Consider the following 18,171-nt stretch of genomic DNA (forward strand, 5'->3'; position numbering starts at 1 on the left):
CGGGGGCGTATTAGACAGTAAGAAAGGTAAAGGCGGCGGCTATTTTTTTAAGGAAGCGCCCTCCAAAATCCACCTGGCCAAAGTGATGCGCCTGCTGGACGGGCCAATTGCCCTGCTTCCCTGTGTAAGCCTGAACTTTTATGAGCGATGTAAAAACTGCGATGAAAAAGATTGTGGTTTACGGGATACGCTTATCACCGTAAGAGATGCAACATTAAGGATATTGGAGAAAAAGACGGTTGCAGACCTCGTATAATGATGACAACAATAAAACGGTGTGTGGATTCCCGTGAAACTGCAATTAAACGGCAAAGCATCATCAAAACTTCAACTCACCTTCCTTAGTGTGTATGATCAGTTCCTGCTGCTTTGATGCTTCTACCCTGCCAATCACCCGGGCGTCAATACCAAACTCACCGGCTGCTTTAACAATAGCTTCAGCATGTTTTTCCGAAGTATATACTTCTAACCGGCAGCCCATGTTAAATACCTGGTACATTTCGCGGGCGGGAGCATTGCCTGCTTTTTGAATAAGTTCAAAAATAACGGGAGGTAAAAAAAGGTTGTCTTTTATGATCCTCACATTTTCGGGTACATATTTCAGGCACTTTGTTTGTCCGCCGCCGCTGCAATGAATTAAACCGTGAACGGCGTCAAAATATTCTTCGAGCAAAACTTTCATTACCGGCGCGTAGGTGCGGGTAGGCGACAGGAGCAGTTTTCCAATGGTGATTTTTTTGCCGTTCACATTGCACGTGTCGGTCATTCTGTGCTCACCAATATACACTACATCATCAGCCAGCGCCGGCTCAAATGTTTCCGGATATTTTTCTGCATAATACTTACTCAATACATCATGACGTGCACTGGTCAGCCCATTGCTGCCCAACCCGCTGTTGTATTCCGTTTCATAAGTGCATTGTCCGTAACTGGCCAATCCCACAATTACATCGCCTGCCCGTATCTTTTCATTGGTGATGAGTTTGTTCTTTGGCCACCGGCAGGTCATTGTGCCGTTTACGGCGATGGTTCTCACCACATCACCCACATCCGCTGTTTCCCCTCCCAGGTATTGAATATGTATACCCTGCTGCTTCAGGTTATCGAACAATTCCTGTGATCCGCCAATGACCTGTTCGAGCACTTCGCCGGGGATCCTTTTTTTATTGCGGTCAATGGTTGAATTGAACACGATATTGTTATATACGCCAACGCACAACAAATCATCGAGATTCATTACAATGGCATCCTGCGCAATGCCTTTCCACACCGAAACATCACCGGTTTCTTTCCAGTATAAATAAGCCAGTATGCTTTTGGTACCGGCACCGTCGGCATGCATGATATTTACATAATCTTCCTTCCCACCCAAAAAATCAGGATACATTTTGCAAAAGGCCTTCGGGTATAAGCCGGTATCCAGACCTTTAATAGCAGCATGTACTTCTTCTTTCTGTGCAGATACCCCTCTTTCATTGTATAAACTCATGATATTGTTTTAAACCGGTGCAAAAGTAAATATTCGCCGTGCAATTATCAATTATCTGTTAGTTTTGCAGCCCGGCGGCATAAACGGGACCAGCGATCATTCGTTTGAGATTCGTACCTGCATTCCGCACTGCCAAAAGTTTGAATTAAAAGAGGAATTTACCCTGCAACTACATCACAACATATCAAAACTTCCCGCTTTTCGGAATGCTGTAGTAACCATCGGCACTTTCGACGGCGTGCATACCGGGCATAAACATATTCTTAACCAGCAGAAGTCCGAAGCGCAGCGCATATCGGGTGAAACGGTTATCATCACTTTTCACCCGCATCCCAGGAAAATCGTTTCACATACCCATGAAGTGCAGCTTTTGAACACGCTCGAAGAGAAGATTGAAATTTTATCGAAGGAAGGCATTGATCACCTTGTGGTCGTTCCGTTTACAGAAGCATTTGCGGAGCAAACCGCTGAATCCTATATCAAAAATTTTCTGGTCAGGAATATCCATCCCCATACCATCATCATTGGTTATGACCACCGTTTCGGCAAAGACCGCGCAGGGAACTACCTGATGCTGGAAAAATATGCTGCAGAACTGGGATTCGGTGTAAAGGAAATTCCCGAAAAAGTACTCAATGAAATAGCGGTCAGTTCTACCCGTATCCGCAAAGCAATAAAAGAGGGGGATATCGAATCTGCCAATGCCCTGCTGGGATATGATTATTTTTTTGAGGCAAATGTAGTTGCGGGCAACAAACTGGGCCGCACCATTGGCTATCCTACCGCTAATCTGCATGTAGAAAACCCCGAAAAATTAATACCGGGCAATGGCGTATATGCCGTAGAAATAAAAATTGGAGAACAGTTCTTTAAAGGAATGATGAATATTGGCTTTCGCCCAACGGTTGACGGCAGCAAAATGGTGATCGAAGTGAATATTTTTGATTTTGACCGCGATATTTACCATACGGGGTTACGGGTACACGTAAAATATTTTTTGAGGCCCGAACAAAAATTTAACGGATTGGATGCCCTAAAGATACAACTGGGCAAAGACAGGCTGGAAGCACTGGCAAAACTTAAATAACGGCGTACTTTTTATGCCGCGTTAGCTGTAATATATTTCACCAGGGTTCTTTTGGCAACAGGTAATAAAGTTTCTTCCAAAGGAAAGCTCAGATCGGTTTCAATACTATATACCGCCGGGTTGGGTAGATCCGTTTTAATCCGGATCAGTTCTGTTTTTATGTTTTCATAAGTATTTACGATCGTTCTTCGCCATTGGGCTATGAAAGATGTTTTAATGCTGCGGTATTTTTCATCGTGCTTTTCAAAGATGCTCAACCGGTACTGGTATACATTGGTTTGGTGATAAGACCCGTTGCAGAGAAAGAAGTATCCTTCATTATTTTCAAGCGGAATAATGCCTACGGGCAAGATATTCAGCTTCTCTTCTACAAATTCATATATCCCTGCCCCGTCTTGAATGGTAGCGCTCATGCGGTTAACCGCATATTGAATGATATCTTCCAGCTCTTTCATCATTTCATCATCTTCCACAATCTTTTCATACAACAGTTGCAGCTTATCCATATTTACATGGGTAAACTTCTTGGGGAACTGATCCTGGAGCATTTCCTTATTGTGCTTAAAATGCAGGATATTATTGTGATGGAAAATTATATCAGACAGCTGCGGATACAACTTATTTTGCGTAAACTCCTTATGTATTTCCTGGAGATAGGCCAGGAGGGTATATTTTTTCAGCTCAAAATCAATATATCCTTCTGCAAACCAGGTGTGAGATAAAGTCTTCATAATTGTATGGGTTAGTTTACCGAATTTAAGAAAAATACAAAAAACTTCCAACCGGGTATAGGCAAAAGATCAGCATGATAAGCAGCATGTTTTTGAAGCATGCTGTTTTATATCCACACAATAATTCAGGGCCGTTGCCAAATGGTAACGATCATATTGCCGCGCTTATTTTAAAAGAGGAGTAAAAAAAGAACAACCGAAACCGGATAGGATTGCCTGCTACCTGCACCCTTGCAACCTGTACCTTGTAACCTGAACCCTGCAACAACTCAGAAGCTCCTGTTCACATCAAAGCTCTCCATTTCGTTTGCTACTGCAGTAAGAAATGTAGCGCCCAATGACCCGTCAACTATGCGATGATCATAAGAAAGAGAGAGGTACATCATGTGCCGTATGGCTATACTGTCGCCCTGACTGGTTTCTATCACAACCGGGCGTTTTTTTATAGCGCCTATTGCCAGTATAGCTACCTGAGGCTGATTGATGATCGGTGTGCCCATCAGGCTGCCAAAAGTCCCCACGTTGGTTACCGTAAAAGTACCGTTTTGGGTATCATCGGGCCGCAATTGATTGTTGCGGGCGGCATTAGCCAGGCGCTTTACTTTTTTGGCAAGTCCGGTAAGGTTCAGCATGTCTGCTTCCTGTATAACAGGCACTATCAGATTACCGTTGGGCAAAGCCGTTGCCATGCTTATATTGATATCCTTACGTACGATAATTTTATCGCCGTCAACACTGGCATTGAGCCAGGGGTGCTTTTTAATGCATTTAATAATGGCTTCAATAAACAAAGGCGTAAACGTCAGCTTCTCTCCTTCCTGCTTTTCAAAATCCACTTTCACTTTTTCTCTCCACAAAACCATATTGGTTACATCACATTCGGTAAAACTGGTTACATGTGCGCTGGTATGTTTGCTCTCTACCATATGCTTTGCAATAAGCTTACGCATACGGTCCATTTCAATAACTTCTACATTCCCGCCATAAACCGGTTCCGTAATTTCCGTAGCTTCTTCAGGCTGAACGGCAGTGGTCGTTTGCTGAACAGGTGCGAACGTTTGTGGCTGTTCAATCACTGCCGGAGCGCCACTTTCTTTCCTGGCAGCAATCCATTGAAGGATATCTTTTTTCGTAACCCGACCGTCATTTCCGGTGCCGGGTATTTTTTCCAGTTCCGGTAAACTTACGCCTTCATTGGCAGCGATATTTAGCACAAGCGGGGAATAGAAGCGGACGCCGCCCGTTTTAGGCGCAACGGCGGGCGATGGCTGATATGGTACTTCTTTTATTTCTGTTTCTTCTTCTGTTCCGGAAGCAACAACATCAGTGGCAGGAGCCTGTTCCTCAACACCGTTCTCCGACCTGATCTTTGCGATGACGGTACCGATGGGCACTACATCATTTTCATTATAAAGCAATTCTTCAATCACACCTTCTGCTGTGGAGGGCACTTCACTGTCTACTTTATCGGTAGCGATCTCCAACACGGTTTCATCCATTGCTACATGATCGCCCGGTTTTTTGTTCCAGTGTAAAATGGTAGCTTCCATGATACTTTCGCCTAACTTAGGCATTACCAGGTCAACTATCGCCATATCAGAAGTTTAATGATCGTTAAGGTTCAAAGGTAAGTATTGCTGCTCAAATAGAAACCCACGGGAACATATGTGAATATTTTTTTAATAACTCTTTCCGGCATATCATTATTGCCCGGTATTATTTCAATAAACTACCTTCTGAAACCATCAGCTTCCGCAAAAGATTCAAAGCATAATATGCCGTCATTTCAATATTGCGGGCCCGGTTGTGCCGGAAATTGAATTGTGCCGTGACAATATTATTCCGGCTGCCTGCCGCTGTCCACACCGTTCCTACAGGCTTTTGCGCCGTGCCTCCGTCCGGGCCCATTATACCCGAAGTGGCCACCGCGTATTGTGTATTCATTTTTGCCATAACGCCGCGCACCATTTCCTTTACTGTATCTTCACTTACGGCTCCTGCATACAGCAGGGTGCTCCTTTGCACACCAAGCATGTTTTCTTTTGCCTCATTGGCATAGCTTACCACGCTTCCTTTATACCAGGCAGAGGAACCTGCTACTGAAGTAATGAGGTGGGCAATATATCCTCCCGTGCAGCTTTCGGCAGTAGAAACTGTTTGTTTGTTTTGTTGCAGCATTTTGCCGATTACCTGTGCAAGCGTTGTGTCTTCCGATGCTACAAGCCACCCGGCTACCAGCGTTTTTAATTTTTGGAACTCGCTGTTTAAAGTTTCCTGTAATCTGTCGCTATCGTTGTCGCTACCGGTAATGCGCAGGCGCACCATACCGTAGTTGGGCAGGTAGGCCAATTTAAGATGACCGGGCAGTTGCGCCTCCCAGTCTTTAATGGCTTCTGCAAGAAAGGATTCGCCAATGCCAAACGTAAGCAGGGTACGGTGATCTATAAAAGGGGAAGTAAAATACTGCCGCAAACGCGGGATAACATAGTCTGTCATCATTCCTTTCATTTCATTCGGAACGCCGGGCATGCTTACAAAAATCTTTCCTTCCTTTTCAAACCACATGCCGGGAGCTGTTCCCCTGTTATTGGGAATAACGGTGCATTTATCCGGCACTTCTGCCTGTTTAATATTACGTTCTATCAGCGGGCGGTTCAATTTTGCAAAAATGGCTTTTACATTTGCCAGGGCTTCTTCATTCATAACCAGTGAAGCGCCGAAATATTCGCAAAGCACCGGCTTGGTTATATCATCAGCGGTAGGACCCAGTCCGCCTGTTATAAGAACAATGGGTGTATCCCTGCTTTCTTCATCCAGTGCCCTGATAATTTCTTCCTTACTATCGCCAACCGATACTCTTCGCCTGAGCCATATACCCGTTTTATTCAGCTCCTGCGCTATCCAGGCGCTGTTGGTATCTATTACCTGCCCTATCAGCAACTCATCGCCGATGGTAATAACAGAAGCATTTATTTTGAGTGTATCATTAAAAGGATCAGATATCTGTGCCATCATAAATTTCCTGCAAGGTAAGGGTAAAGCCAATGGTTTGAACAGTGAAAGAACCTTCATCCGTATTTTCAAAAGCCCATGAATTGGCCGGCTGCCTGCGGGAAGCAATGACAAATGGCCTGAGCGCATCAATCATAATATATTCCTTTAACGAAGGGATCTCACGGTAAAAGAAAAACTTTCTTCCTTTATCCACACTGCTGGTAGAAGGAGAAAGGATTTCAAATATCACCGAAGGATTTAGCAGGGTGTCAAACTTATCGTCTTCCAATTGAGGTTCACCGCATACAATTACCGCATCAGGATACATATATGAATCATGTGAGGGGGTACACACACGCATATCGGAAGGAAGCATATTGAAACGATTGCCTTTCAAAAAAGAACCCACTTCCCGGTACAGGTTCATGGCAATCCTGTTATGCCGCAAACTGGCGCCGGCCATAGCAATAATATGCCCGTCATAGTACTCATTCCTGCTTTCGGAAGCCCTTTCCGCTGCCAGGTATGCTTCAGGCGAAATATAGTTGTATTTTGGCGCAGGCTCTTTAACTTCATTTTCCATACTATAAATTTAATTATTCCAGCCTTAGCGATAAATATTTTTTTATTATGAGAAGAGCAATCAGGAGTTGCGATCATACAGTTACATTGTGCATCCTTGTAATGGCTGCAATGTTCCCTGCAACAAAGACCGGCGCGCAAACGGTTACACAAAAACTGCAAAAAGCATTCCTCCGGTTTGAAGAAGACAGCCAGTTGGCACATGCCATCAGCTCATTGTATGTAATTGATGCCGGGAGCGGGAAAGTAGTATTTGATAAAAACGCGCAAACGGGACTGGCACCGGCCTCCACCCAAAAAATAATCACCAGCGCCGCTGCTTTTGCTTTGCTGGGACAGGATTTCAGGTACCAGACAAAGTTTGGCATTGCCGGTAACAATTTATACATTTTACCCTCGGGAGACCCCACATTGGGAAGTGAACGGTGGCAAAATACAAAAGCCGATAAAACACTGGAGCGGATCACCGGCTCACTCAGGCAAAATCGTTTGCATATTAACGCAATATATGTTGATAATAAAGGGTGGGCGCATAGTGATATACCCGATGGCTGGATGTGGCAGGATATAGGGAATTACTATGGCGCCGGAGCTGAAAAATTGAACTGGCGTGAAAATCAATACGACCTGTTGCTGCAATCGGGAAAAAACATAGGCGACCCCGTGCGCATAGCAGGCACCCACCCCAAATTGTTTGGCTATACGCTTCATTCAATGGCAACTGCCGCTGCCCGCGGAACGGGCGATAATGCATATATCTATTTCCCTTTAAATGATACTGCCGGGATTGTTAAAGGAACGATCCCTGTTAACGAAAACGGCTTTGGCATATCGGGTGCTTTTCCCTCAGGCGCCAAACAATTTATTGCCGAATTAGCAAACAATCTGGTAAATACAGGAATAGCAGATCCCTTTTTTAAAGCAAAAAAAAATTCTGACGGGGAAATTTACGACTATACCATTATCCATACAGAAACCTCCCCCCCGCTCGATTCCATCATTTACTGGTTCAATAAAAAAAGCATTAACCTCTATGGTGAAGCATTGTTGAAGACAATGGCATATGAAAAGAAAGGCTACAGCGCTACAGACACCGGCGTTAACATTGTAAAAAACTTCTGGAAGCAAAATGGAATTGATCCGGCAGAATTAAATATAGCAGATGGCTCCGGGCTTTCGCCATTGAACCGGGTTACTGCCCATGCGCAGGTTGAAATACTCAAATACGCCCGGCAGCAAAGCTGGTTTTCTTCTTTTTACCATTCATTACCCGAATACAATGGCATGAAAATGAAAAGCGGCACTATAAGAAATGTAAAAGGCTTTACCGGGTACCATACTTCCGGCGATGGCAGAACCTATATTTTCTCTTTTTTAGTGAACAACTACAATGGTGCGGCATCTGCATTGGTGCGTAAAATGTATACCGTACTCAATGTGTTGAAGTGAACGGAGCGATGAGCCATCGGCCATTAGCTTTCAGATTCAGTAATTACTTTGAATTTGCTCATGGCTGAAATCTGATTGCCGATGGCCCGTTTCAGACCTGAAACCTGAAACCTGTAACCCAATAACTCACTTCCCCATCATTCCATCAACACTGGCTTTGCCGGGGCCCAGTAAAAATATGGCGATGAAGCCGGAAAGATAAAGTGCTGCTTTTTCGCCATCCCCAAAAATGGCAGCATCATGCGCATTAAATAAAGCAACCGCCATCCCGATAATGAGCGGCAATACAGTAAAACGGGTGAACAGACCTATAATAACGAACATGGCGCAGAAGAATTCAGCAAAAAGACTGAGAGAAAGTGAAAACGTGCTGCCCATCCCCAAAAAATTCATGAACGTGTTTTTCTTCTGTGCAAAATGCACCAGCTTATCATAACCATGCGGCAACATCATTAGGCCCAACCCGGCGCGAAGCACCAGCATGGCGATATTAAAAGCCCAGTTGGTATAACCTGTAGATAAAAGTTTTTTCATTTTTTTATTTTACCTGGCAAAAATAAGAGATACCAACCTTTTATCCACAAGTGTTTTGGAATGGTTATTGCAAAATTTGTTCACAGTAACTTAGCGCTGATTTTTACTTTAAGAAATTTGTAACAAAAGAGGATTGAACTTCGTGCAATCGGCCAATGGCAGCGGCGTTGTACGATAACACTACAAATATGCAAAGACGCTTTATTTACATTACAATGGCACTGGCATGTATTGCAACCGGGGCCTTTGCTCAGCAAACAAGAATTTATACCGATCCCCTGGTCAATTATAAACAGGCTAAAGCATTTTTTCAAAAGGAACAATACAGCCTTGCTTATCCGCTTTTTAAAGAACTGAGAAACGGGCTGCGTTCCACAGACCGGAGCAATAACAGCATAGCATACGATGATGTGCAGTTTTATACCATTGCCTGCGGGTTACAGCAAAACGAAGTCTTTGCTGCAGAAGATGCAAAAAATTTTATTGAGCTGAATTACAATCCCTCGCTTAAACAAAGACTGAGCTTTCATCTTGCAGAATATTATTTCCGGCAAAAAGATATGAAAGAGGCGTTGGCATACTACGAGCAAACCGGTGCAGCCAGCCTGAGCAACAGGCAGGTTGCCGATATGAAGTTCCACCAGGGATACGCTTATTTTACACTACAGCAGTTCGATAAAGCGTCCCCCCTGCTTGAATCCATTGCAAAATCTTCTTCCGACCCTAACTATAAAGATGCGAATTACTATTTTGGGCTGATCGCCTACGCCAGGCGTAACTACCGGGAAGGATTAAGCGCTTTTCAGAAAGTAGAGAATGATGCCCGGTATAAAAATGTGGTTCCTTTTTACGTGGCCAATATTTATTACGTACAGGGACAAAAAGACAAGGCCCTCGAATATGGTGAATCGGCTCTTGACAAAACAAGCGGTTACTACGATATTCCCATGAAAGAACTGATAGGGCATGCCTGGTTTGAAAGGAACGAATATGCAAAAGCCCTGCCTTACTTAGAAGAATATGTTAATAAAACCGACAAGGTAAGCCGTGAAACCCTTTATCAGCTCAGCTATTGTTATTACCAGACCGGGCAATTGAATAAAGCGGTGGAGGGCTTAAAGCAACTGAGCGGTGGCGAAGATTCACTGAGTCAGAATGCCATGTATATTTTAGGGGATGCCTATCTTAAACTGGGCGATAAGGCCAGTGCAAGAAATGCATTTTCATTTGGCGCTGCCAACAATACCAACCCTGCGCAAAGGGAAGTGTCTAAATTCAATTATGCCAAGCTTTCGTATGAGCTCGGCTACCAGGATATAGCATTAAGCGAGTTCAGGAAGTTTTTGGATGAATACCCCAACTCCGCCTATCAGAAAGAAGCGGCCGAAATTGCAGCAGCGCTGTTGGCCAATACCAACAATTACCGCGAAGCCCTCAGCATTCTCGAAAAGATACAATCGCCGCCCGAATCAGTGAAAAGAATGTATCCCAAAGTGTTGTACGGCAGGGCAATGGAGCTGATCAATGACCAGGATCTTAATGGTGCAAAAGCACTGCTGGACAAAGCGCTTAAAGACCCTTTTAATGCTCCGGTACTGCCCGTTATTAATTTTTGGGAAGGTGAAATAGCATACCGCCAGAACCGTCTTGATGAAGCTATATCCTTTTATAACAACTACCTCCGCAATCCGTCTTACACAAGCGGGGAAGTGAGTGTTATTAATGCGAAGTATAGCCTGGGATACTGTTATTACCGCAAACTCAACTACCGGCAGGCTTTGTCCTTTTTTGAGCAGGTGAGTAAAAACCCTTCATTAAACGCCAGGCCTGTTGAGCAGGATGCCTATCTGCGCCTGGGAGATTGTTATTTTATGAACAGGGATTTTACCAAAGCCCGGTCGGTGTACAATACGATTATCCGCTATTCATGGCCTTCAGGTGATTATGCCACCTATCAAACGGCAATGATAGCGGGCATAAACAACGGCAATGAAAAAATCAACCTGCTGAAAAGTATTGAAGCCAGGTACCCTTCTTCGGTGCTTATACCCGATGTGAATCTTGAGATCGCAAAAACATATCTTGCGGATGAAAGATACCGCGAATCCGTACCCTATTTAAATAATGTAATTAACGCCCCTGTAGCAGGCAATCTTAAACCGGAGGCCCAGTTAAAATTAGGTCTGTCGTATTTAAACCTGAACAACAATTCGGAGGCGCTGAACCAGTTCAAAAAACTGGTGGCAGATTATCCCAATACCCCCGAAGCAAATGAAGCCATTGAAAATGTAAAAGCGATTTACACGGCAGAAGGCAAAACAGATGCGTACATTGATTTTATGAAAAGCGTGGGGCGTTCTGTTACAGTTGACGAAGAAGATAATCTTACTTACAGGAGCGCAGAAAATAAATACATAGATAAAGATTTCAATAGCGCGCTGACCGCTTTTAACAATTATCTCAACAAATTTCCCGATGGGCAGCATGCATTGGACGCATGGTTTTTAAGAAGTGAGATCTATAACCAGCGCAAAGACTGGCAAAATGCAGCAGGCGGCTACGCGGAAGTTGCAGAAAGAGGCGCCAGCAAATATGCCGAGAGAGCCGCTTTGCAGGCAGGCCGTATTTATTATTTCGAATTGAAAGATTACGCAAAAGCCGAACAATACTTTGCTGCGCTTAAAACGCTGGCAGCAGAAGGTGAAAACCGGCTAGAGTCCATGCGGGGATTATTGCGCAGCCAGTACCAGCAAAAGAAATGGGAAGAAGCGGTTGCCAATGCCCAGGAATTGCTGAAGGAAAAAAACACCAGCGTGGATGATAAAGTGCTGGCTTACATGACAACAGCGAGAGCCGATCAAAACAAAGGGCAATACGCCGAAGCCATACGGAATTTCAGGAATGTGGTGAACATCAATAAAGCGTCTTTTGCCGCAGAGGCCAGGTATGAGATCGCCAGTTGCTACTTTTTGCTTGATGACCTGAAAAATGCGGATAAGGCTGCTTTTGAAACCATCAACAAGTCGGGTTCATACGATTTCTGGATTACGAAGGCTTATATATTGCTGGGCGATATTTACCTGAAGCAGAAAGACTATTTTAACGCAAAAGCCACATTACAAAGCGTGGTAGACAACAGCAGCATAACCGAGCTGAAAGATGAAGCAGCAGAAAAATTAAAAACGGTAATCAGTGAAGAAAAAAGTGAAAGTAAGATCCAGGATTAGTTAGCCGATGTATTGGATCTGTCGGAGGTTGATTTGTTTTTACAGATTATAAAAAAATGAGAATGCAAAACAAGATATATAATAAAACATCTCTTTTGTTTGGGTTAGGGCTTTTATTGTGCATAACAACTGTGCATGCCCAGGATCCGCTGAAAAAGCAAACCATTGAAATCACTTCGTCTTTTAAGCCGGAATTAAAAAACGCTGCCAGGATAAACTTCGTGGCTGCCCCTCCGGTACCTGATTCTTCCAAGCCCAAATTCAGTTACAATATTCCCGTTACCAGCTTATCACTGGTATACCAGCCTCTTGCCATCAGTCCGCTGGCGCTCAACATTGATTCTTCGGACAAATGGGCAGCCAGCAACTTTGTTAAGCTGGGCTATGGGAACCTTCAAACACCATTTGCGCAGGCCGGACTGAGCTTTAACAATGGTACAAATGCCAATCTCAATATTTTAGCGCATTATATTTCATCAAAAGGAAAATCTCCCCAATACCAGGAATATACAGATGCCGGCGCAAGCGCCTATGGCAGTATGGTTACTGCAGCAAAGCAGGAACTCTATGGTAAAGTTTCTTTCGGCAATGACAAGTACTACCTGTATGGCTACGACCACAGTGCGTATCAATTTGATAAAGGTGACCTTTTACAGCGTTTCCTCAGCTTTGATGCAAATGTTGGCTTCAGAAATACAGAGCCAACGGAGTTCGGATTAAAATATCATCCGGATGTAAAGCTCTCTTTCTTTAATGACAATCATGACGGGAAAGAATTCAATGCGGTGGCTGATCTGCCGCTGGAAAAAGCCATTGGCGATGCTTTGAGCATTAAGCTGGGCGTAAATGCCGATTACACCCAGTATTCGCGCAGCACGGCGCCATCAATAAACAATACCATTGTTACCGTTCCCTTTGCCCTGCAGTTCAAAAACGAAGCCGTTAATATTCATGGCGGTGTAATTCCTTCATGGGATAATTCTACTTTTAAGCTGATGCCCGACCTTTTGGCAGACCTTAAACTGGGCGGCGAAGGACTTATTGTTCAGTTGGGCTGGCTGATGCATTATGATAAGGGCTCTTACAGGCGGTTCGCTTCCATCAATCCATACCTTGCGCAACCGACCCAATTGCTGAATACACGTGTAAATGAAACTTTCGGCGGTATAAAAGGAACATTCATGGAACGTTTTTTTTATAATGCCAAAGTGGGGCTGGTACAGTTTTACAATATGCCTTTATTTGCTAATGAAAATGTCACTGCCGGGCCGGGAGGCGGAATTGCTTTGGCAGGGAACCGCTTTTCCATACGCAATGAAGAAAAGCTGGATGCTTTTCAAATGCATGGAGAAATAGGTGTGGTGCAGGCTGAAGATTTTTCGCTTACCGGCCGGTTCAACTGGCTGCTCTTCAACAAGCAAAAAACAGAGCCACAGCCCTGGGGTATCACACCAAGAGAATTCAGCGCTGCCCTGCGCTGGAGAATACTAAAAGACCTTTGGTTCAAAAGCGATCTTTTCTTTTTTGAAGGCGCCAAATACGAATATCTTAAAGATAATGGCGATAGAAGTGTAGGCACCGGCAGGCACCCGGTAGACCTCAGCGCCGGGCTTGAATTCAGGGTAACCAAACAGTTTAACCTTTGGCTGCAGGCCAATAATGTATTCAACAACAAATACCAGCGCTGGAACCAGTACGACGTATACGGCTTTAATATGCTTGGAGGCATTACATTCAATTTTTCGAAATAGTACGGTAAACCAAAGATCATATTATCCTGATCCGGCAGATCAATTCCACCGGGTTGCTGCCGTGCTGTGGCAAAAAATATTATCTTAGTGTATTGTAATTCTGTTAAAATTTTTACATGTTCCACATTCTGCATCAATACCTCATACAACATAAATCATTAAGCTTACCCGGACTTGGAACCATTGAATTACAGAATATCCCGGCTATAAGTAATTTTTCGGATCATATGATTGAGCCGCCCATGCAAAAAACGATCTTCGACGATATGCATGATGCGCCGGATAAAGATCTCTTTCAGTATATCGCATCGCGTTTACAGATAGAAGAATGGGAAGCCATTAAACGGGTAAACGATTTTTCGTATGAACTGAAAAACAAGCTGAAAGAAGGTGATGAAATTGTGTGGGATAAAGTAGGCGTTTTACGATCAGATTTAAGTGGCAGTGTAACACTGGAAGCCAAAACCATAACATACGACTTCATGGAACCCGTTGCTGCAAAGCGTATCATCAGGGTCAATGCCAATCATACCATTTTAAGAGGCGATACAGAAGTAAGCGGGAGCTTTATTCAGCATCAGCTTATCCGCGACGACGCCGGTGTTCCTGTTGAAGCTGGTACCGAACAGAAAAAATGGTGGATCTGGGCCTGCGCCCTGGGCGGAACAGCATTATTGCTGCTGTTTTTGCATTTCTACAAAACGGGCTTCCCGCCCAACAGCCTGCACAATACCCAAAAAACAGCGGCCAAGGAAGCGCCTGCAACCTATCTGCAGGCTGAATAGGGCAATTATTTTTAGAGGGATCAATAGCCGGTAGTTATGAACAGCCAGGCCACCGCCAGCAAAGATGCTGCTCCGATCATCAACACCACCATCTCCATTTTATTGTTGTTGCTCAACGAGGAAATCAATTGTGAAAGGCGTGATGTATGCCGCGCCATAAAAGCCTGTTGCATAAAACCCGCCGTTATATACTTCCTGCGTGAATATTCCTGTATATGACCGGCAGCAGCTTCGTTTAAAGGCAGTTTCGCGTTTACCTTTTCCTGGCGCAATTCCACTTTTACCACATGGGGTTGAACCGTAGATTTAATCGTCCGGATCCGGGTATGATCAACTCTCGGTTTAAATGCCACAATATGACCAATATGCCTTACAGGCGGTTCATCACTTACGATATCTTCATCACTCCCAAAAAGGCGGTCAGCGCCGCTTATAGATGTGTTTATATTCACTATTCTGCTCCCAAAGCTGTTCATGTTATTGGGCATCATTTCCACCGGGGGTGCAAATGCTGCCAGCTCACTGATCTCTGAGGGATATTTCCAGGAACAGCTTTTATTTTCAACCCAAACCAGGTCATAGGCCTTTAAGCCCATTGCACGTAATTCTTCGAGTGAGTAATGACCCAGTTCGGTATTGTTCCGCAATAACAAATATTCTTTCATGAACATACAATTTTGATCAGAGGTTCAATGCGAATATTTCAAAGGAAGGATAATGCATAGCTGAATAACATATTGAAAATATGGCTATTCAGAGGAGGAGGATATAAAGTCAAAAAGAATATATACGGTACAAAGGTATTGGAGTATACATTACAACAGTACAGCTTACCGGTAAAATTAGGTAAACTGTACGTTAAGATACTATATTAATGAAATATTTTATGAGGCAACATTTATTTTTTGCTATATCATAATTTAAAGTTCATATAGCCTGATGATGCAAGGGTTAGCAAACCCATCATTATTGCGTTCAGTCCGCCCCTGAAAATATTTGATTTTTTGTTCAAACCGGCATTCCTGCTTATTACCTGCTCATTTTTAGCCCTCACAGTCCATACAGTTGTACAGCCATGAAGATCAGCCTTATGCTCAGGGGTATCTATAATTTGTTCGGAACCCAATACGTTATACGAATGGTTTAATATGGCATTTGCAGCATCCACCGCTTCCTGCTGTGCATCATTGGTTGCGGCTGCTTCATTATCAAGATCATAAACAGGCAATCTGAAATGCTGGGCCCGAACAAGGTATTCATAACCCGGGGCTACATCACACAACACGGCATCGGGCTCCTGTATACATTCAATATTCACTTTTTTATACTCCATTTCTGCGATATGAGCATCAAAATACAGGATCTGCTTTTCTTTGCGGCTATTGACCAGCGTAGCTTCGGTAAACCCGGCTTTTGGTGCGGCTTTCCTGAATTCAGCCATTTCTGAAGGATATTTCCAGGTAATGCTTTCCCCCTCTGCCCAGATCAGGTCAAATTCCTGAAGATCCATTTGTAATAAGCAAGTTGCAGTATAAGGCCCTGTTTGTTTGTTGTTCCTGAGTAACAAATACGTTTTCATAATTATAGATTTTATAGCGGCTTCACAAAGGGCAATGGATAAATAGAAAATCATTAACTGGTGTGAAGATACATACCAATGCCACAGGCCTGTAACGAAATCGGCCAACATGCCCGATTTTTCGACTAATGGGAAAAATACTACTGCCTGGCAGCTGTTTTATTAAAAATGAAAAGCTGCAGCGCCCAGCCGGCCGCCATAACGGCAAGGGCGCCAATGGCGTTCAGCCATAAAAAGCTGAGGTTAATGATCTTGTTCTCATTAAGTATGAACAGGGTAATTACGAGTATTTCACCCAGTATTGCTCCCCAGAAAACGGCATTGCCTCTTACCGGCTTACTGTAAAACGCCATCAGAAACACACCCAGGATCACCCCGTAAAAAAGTGAACCCAGTATATTAACCGCTTCAATTAAGCTGTTGCCAAGATTATAGGCAAACTGGGCAACCACAATACAAAATATGCCCCAGGCCAAAGTATACCACCGGGAAACCCGGTAATCGCCTGCATCGTCGAGGTTTTTATTGATGAATTTTTTATGAATATCTACAATGGTACTTGATGCAAGCGAATTGAGCGCAGCGGCTATGCTGCCCCATGATGAAATAAAAATCACTGCGATCAGTAAACCAATCAGCCCTTTGGGCAGGTAATCGAGCACAAAGCGCAGGAAAATGTAATTCGCATCATTGGAATCCCCGCCCACTTCAGGCTTTTCCACCAGCCCTTTAAACGCGGTGCGGAGGCTGTCTCTTTGCTGGTTGATATACGTAAGTTCCGTTCGGTTCTCTGCCGAAATATCGGCTGTTCCGTTTGCCGCTATAGACTGTATCAGTTGTTTTTTCTGCAAATCAACCGTCTTATATTGCTCCTGTAATTGCGATAACGAACCTGCGTATTTTGACTCACTTACTTTTTGAACCTGCGTTTGGTTAAAAAACAGTGGCGCATCGTGGAACTGGTAAAAAGCAAAGATCAGCACTCCCAGCATCAGTATCAGGAACTGCATGGGCACTTTAACCAGGCCGTTCATCAATAAGCCCATCCGGCTTTCCCTGATAGATTTTGCCGTAAGGTAGCGCCCTACCTGGCTTTGGTCGGTCCCGAAATAAGACAGGGCCAGGAAAAACCCGCCAATTATCCCGCTCCACAAATTGTACTTGTCGCTCCAGTCGAACCCGCCCCCTTCCTTAACACCGGTTGTAATTACATTGGTTTTATCCATCACCCCTCCTACCCGAAGGGCGTCAAAAAGCCCTACGCCTTCGGGTAAATATTTTACCACGAGCCACCCCGCAATGAACATGCTGGCAAAAATAATAACGATCTGCAATTGCTGTGTATAAGCCACCGACCTGGCTCCGCCCGCCATGGTGTATATGATCAGCAACCCGCCCATGAAAATATTGGTCCAGTAAATATTCCATCCCAGTAAAGACGAAAGAATAATGGACGGTGCATATATGCTGATGCCGGTAGATAAGCCCCGCTGCAATAAAAAGAGAAAAGAAGTAAGCGTTCTTGTTTTTACATCGAATCTTTTTTGCAGAAATTCGTACGCGGTGTACAGCCGGAAATTATGAAAGATGGGAACAAAGGTTATGCACAGAACGATCATGGCCAAAGGCAACCCGAAATAATACTGCACAAAGCGCATGCCATCGGTATAAGCCTGTCCGGGCGCCGATAAAAAAGTAATGGCGCTGGCCTGCGTTCCCATAATGCTGAACAATACAATATACCAGGGCATTTCGCGGTTGCTTAAAAAATAACCGTCGAGGTTCCTGGTGGTACGGCTCTTGTATACACCGTAAAGAATGATAACAGCAAGCGTTATAACCAGTACAAACCAGTCGGGATAGCTCATGAAAAATATTTCGTGAAATAAATAAACAGGATGATCAGCAATACCAGCACGCCTGCAACAATAAGGTACCAGGCAATCCAGCTTTTAAATACAGG

At 44.0% G+C, this 18,171-nt stretch carries 15 protein-coding genes; 6 read left to right on the forward strand and 9 right to left on the reverse strand.

The annotated features are described in order from the left end of the window. A partial coding sequence (locus PLH26_RS10990; protein WP_324586064.1) for an RrF2 family transcriptional regulator occupies nt 1-256 on the forward strand: 256 nt, incomplete at its 5' end. 63 nt (nt 257-319) lie between these two features. Here PLH26_RS10990 and PLH26_RS10995 read toward each other — a convergent pair. Continuing rightward, a complete protein-coding gene (locus tag PLH26_RS10995) occupies nt 320-1,489 on the reverse strand; it encodes an AIR synthase-related protein (RefSeq protein WP_324586065.1) in 1,170 nt (389 codons plus the stop codon). 64 nt (nt 1,490-1,553) lie between these two features. Between PLH26_RS10995 and PLH26_RS11000 the strand changes: the two genes are divergently transcribed. Next, nucleotides 1,554-2,576 (forward strand): bifunctional riboflavin kinase/FAD synthetase, encoded by a 1,023-nt coding sequence (locus PLH26_RS11000; protein WP_324586066.1) that lies wholly within the window; start codon nt 1,554-1,556, stop codon nt 2,574-2,576. A gap of 11 nt (nt 2,577-2,587) precedes the next feature. On the opposite strand, the gene PLH26_RS11005 is transcribed toward PLH26_RS11000, so the two are convergent. From PLH26_RS11005 to PLH26_RS11020, 4 genes are all read right to left on the reverse strand, one after another. Continuing rightward, the gene (locus PLH26_RS11005; RefSeq protein ID WP_324586067.1) at nt 2,588-3,307 is read right to left on the reverse strand and encodes a hypothetical protein; all 720 of its coding nucleotides are present in this window, start codon (nt 3,305-3,307) and stop codon (nt 2,588-2,590) included. A gap of 269 nt (nt 3,308-3,576) precedes the next feature. Then, nucleotides 3,577-4,902 carry a dihydrolipoamide acetyltransferase family protein gene (locus PLH26_RS11010; RefSeq protein WP_324586068.1) on the reverse strand — a complete coding sequence of 442 codons (1,326 nt, stop codon included), beginning with the start codon at nt 4,900-4,902 and terminating at the stop codon, nt 3,577-3,579. Nucleotides 4,903-5,023: 121 nt separating this feature from the next. After that, nucleotides 5,024-6,322, reverse strand: coding sequence for a competence/damage-inducible protein A (locus tag PLH26_RS11015; protein ID WP_324586069.1), 1,299 nt, complete (start codon nt 6,320-6,322; stop codon nt 5,024-5,026). After that, complete coding sequence (locus PLH26_RS11020; protein ID WP_324586070.1) at nt 6,303-6,884, reverse strand: Uma2 family endonuclease; 582 nt, start codon at nt 6,882-6,884, stop codon at nt 6,303-6,305. The genes PLH26_RS11015 and PLH26_RS11020 overlap by 20 nt, the downstream gene beginning before the upstream one ends. A gap of 47 nt (nt 6,885-6,931) precedes the next feature. Here PLH26_RS11020 and dacB point away from each other — a divergent pair, with 47 nt between their 5' ends. Next, nucleotides 6,932-8,332: a D-alanyl-D-alanine carboxypeptidase/D-alanyl-D-alanine endopeptidase gene (gene dacB, locus PLH26_RS11025; protein WP_324586071.1), complete on the forward strand. Its 1,401-nt coding sequence runs from the start codon at nt 6,932-6,934 to the stop codon at nt 8,330-8,332. Between the two features lie 126 nt (nt 8,333-8,458). Here dacB and PLH26_RS11030 read toward each other — a convergent pair whose 3' ends face one another. Beyond that, nucleotides 8,459-8,866: a DoxX family protein gene (locus PLH26_RS11030; RefSeq protein WP_324586072.1), complete on the reverse strand. Its 408-nt coding sequence runs from the start codon at nt 8,864-8,866 to the stop codon at nt 8,459-8,461. Between the two features lie 188 nt (nt 8,867-9,054). Here PLH26_RS11030 and PLH26_RS11035 point away from each other — a divergent pair, with 188 nt between their 5' ends. The 3 genes from PLH26_RS11035 to PLH26_RS11045 all read left to right on the forward strand — a co-directional run bounded on the left by PLH26_RS11035 (nt 9,055) and on the right by PLH26_RS11045 (nt 14,629). After that, nucleotides 9,055-12,093: a tetratricopeptide repeat protein gene (locus PLH26_RS11035; protein WP_324586073.1), complete on the forward strand. Its 3,039-nt coding sequence runs from the start codon at nt 9,055-9,057 to the stop codon at nt 12,091-12,093. A gap of 62 nt (nt 12,094-12,155) precedes the next feature. Next, nucleotides 12,156-13,844: a hypothetical protein gene (locus PLH26_RS11040; RefSeq protein WP_324586074.1), complete on the forward strand. Its 1,689-nt coding sequence runs from the start codon at nt 12,156-12,158 to the stop codon at nt 13,842-13,844. 116 nt (nt 13,845-13,960) lie between these two features. Further along, nucleotides 13,961-14,629: a hypothetical protein gene (locus PLH26_RS11045; protein ID WP_324586075.1), complete on the forward strand. Its 669-nt coding sequence runs from the start codon at nt 13,961-13,963 to the stop codon at nt 14,627-14,629. Nucleotides 14,630-14,649: 20 nt separating this feature from the next. On the opposite strand, the gene PLH26_RS11050 is transcribed toward PLH26_RS11045, so the two are convergent. The 3 genes from PLH26_RS11050 to PLH26_RS11060 all read right to left on the reverse strand — a co-directional run bounded on the left by PLH26_RS11050 (nt 14,650) and on the right by PLH26_RS11060 (nt 18,076). Beyond that, nucleotides 14,650-15,294 carry a hypothetical protein gene (locus PLH26_RS11050; protein WP_324586076.1) on the reverse strand — a complete coding sequence of 215 codons (645 nt, stop codon included), beginning with the start codon at nt 15,292-15,294 and terminating at the stop codon, nt 14,650-14,652. 248 nt (nt 15,295-15,542) lie between these two features. Further along, nucleotides 15,543-16,208, reverse strand: a complete 666-nt coding sequence (locus PLH26_RS11055; RefSeq protein ID WP_324586077.1) for a hypothetical protein — start codon at nt 16,206-16,208, stop codon at nt 15,543-15,545. A 140-nt stretch (nt 16,209-16,348) separates the two neighbouring features. After that, complete coding sequence (locus PLH26_RS11060) at nt 16,349-18,076, reverse strand: sodium:solute symporter family protein (RefSeq protein ID WP_324586078.1); 1,728 nt, start codon at nt 18,074-18,076, stop codon at nt 16,349-16,351. Nucleotides 18,077-18,171: the final 95 nt, after the last annotated feature.

This window comes from Agriterribacter sp., assembly GCF_035444585.1.
Classification (GTDB): domain Bacteria; phylum Bacteroidota; class Bacteroidia; order Chitinophagales; family Chitinophagaceae; genus Agriterribacter.

Excerpts from the sequence above, each read along its gene's own strand:
- PLH26_RS10995 (WP_324586065.1), bottom strand. The coding sequence starts at position 1,489 with ATGAGTTTATACAATGAAAGAGGGGTATCTGCACAGAAAGAAGAAGTA.
- PLH26_RS11005 (WP_324586067.1), bottom strand. The coding sequence starts at position 3,307 with ATGAAGACTTTATCTCACACCTGGTTTGCAGAAGGATATATTGATTTT.
- PLH26_RS11010 (WP_324586068.1), bottom strand. The coding sequence starts at position 4,902 with ATGGCGATAGTTGACCTGGTAATGCCTAAGTTAGGCGAAAGTATCATG.
- PLH26_RS11015 (WP_324586069.1), bottom strand. The coding sequence starts at position 6,322 with ATGATGGCACAGATATCTGATCCTTTTAATGATACACTCAAAATAAAT.
- PLH26_RS11020 (WP_324586070.1), bottom strand. The coding sequence starts at position 6,884 with ATGGAAAATGAAGTTAAAGAGCCTGCGCCAAAATACAACTATATTTCG.
- dacB (WP_324586071.1), top strand. The coding sequence starts at position 6,932 with ATGAGAAGAGCAATCAGGAGTTGCGATCATACAGTTACATTGTGCATC.
- PLH26_RS11030 (WP_324586072.1), bottom strand. The coding sequence starts at position 8,866 with ATGAAAAAACTTTTATCTACAGGTTATACCAACTGGGCTTTTAATATC.
- PLH26_RS11035 (WP_324586073.1), top strand. The coding sequence starts at position 9,055 with ATGCAAAGACGCTTTATTTACATTACAATGGCACTGGCATGTATTGCA.
- PLH26_RS11040 (WP_324586074.1), top strand. The coding sequence starts at position 12,156 with ATGCAAAACAAGATATATAATAAAACATCTCTTTTGTTTGGGTTAGGG.
- PLH26_RS11045 (WP_324586075.1), top strand. The coding sequence starts at position 13,961 with ATGTTCCACATTCTGCATCAATACCTCATACAACATAAATCATTAAGC.
- PLH26_RS11050 (WP_324586076.1), bottom strand. The coding sequence starts at position 15,294 with ATGAAAGAATATTTGTTATTGCGGAACAATACCGAACTGGGTCATTAC.
- PLH26_RS11055 (WP_324586077.1), bottom strand. The coding sequence starts at position 16,208 with ATGAAAACGTATTTGTTACTCAGGAACAACAAACAAACAGGGCCTTAT.
- PLH26_RS11060 (WP_324586078.1), bottom strand. The coding sequence starts at position 18,076 with ATGAGCTATCCCGACTGGTTTGTACTGGTTATAACGCTTGCTGTTATC.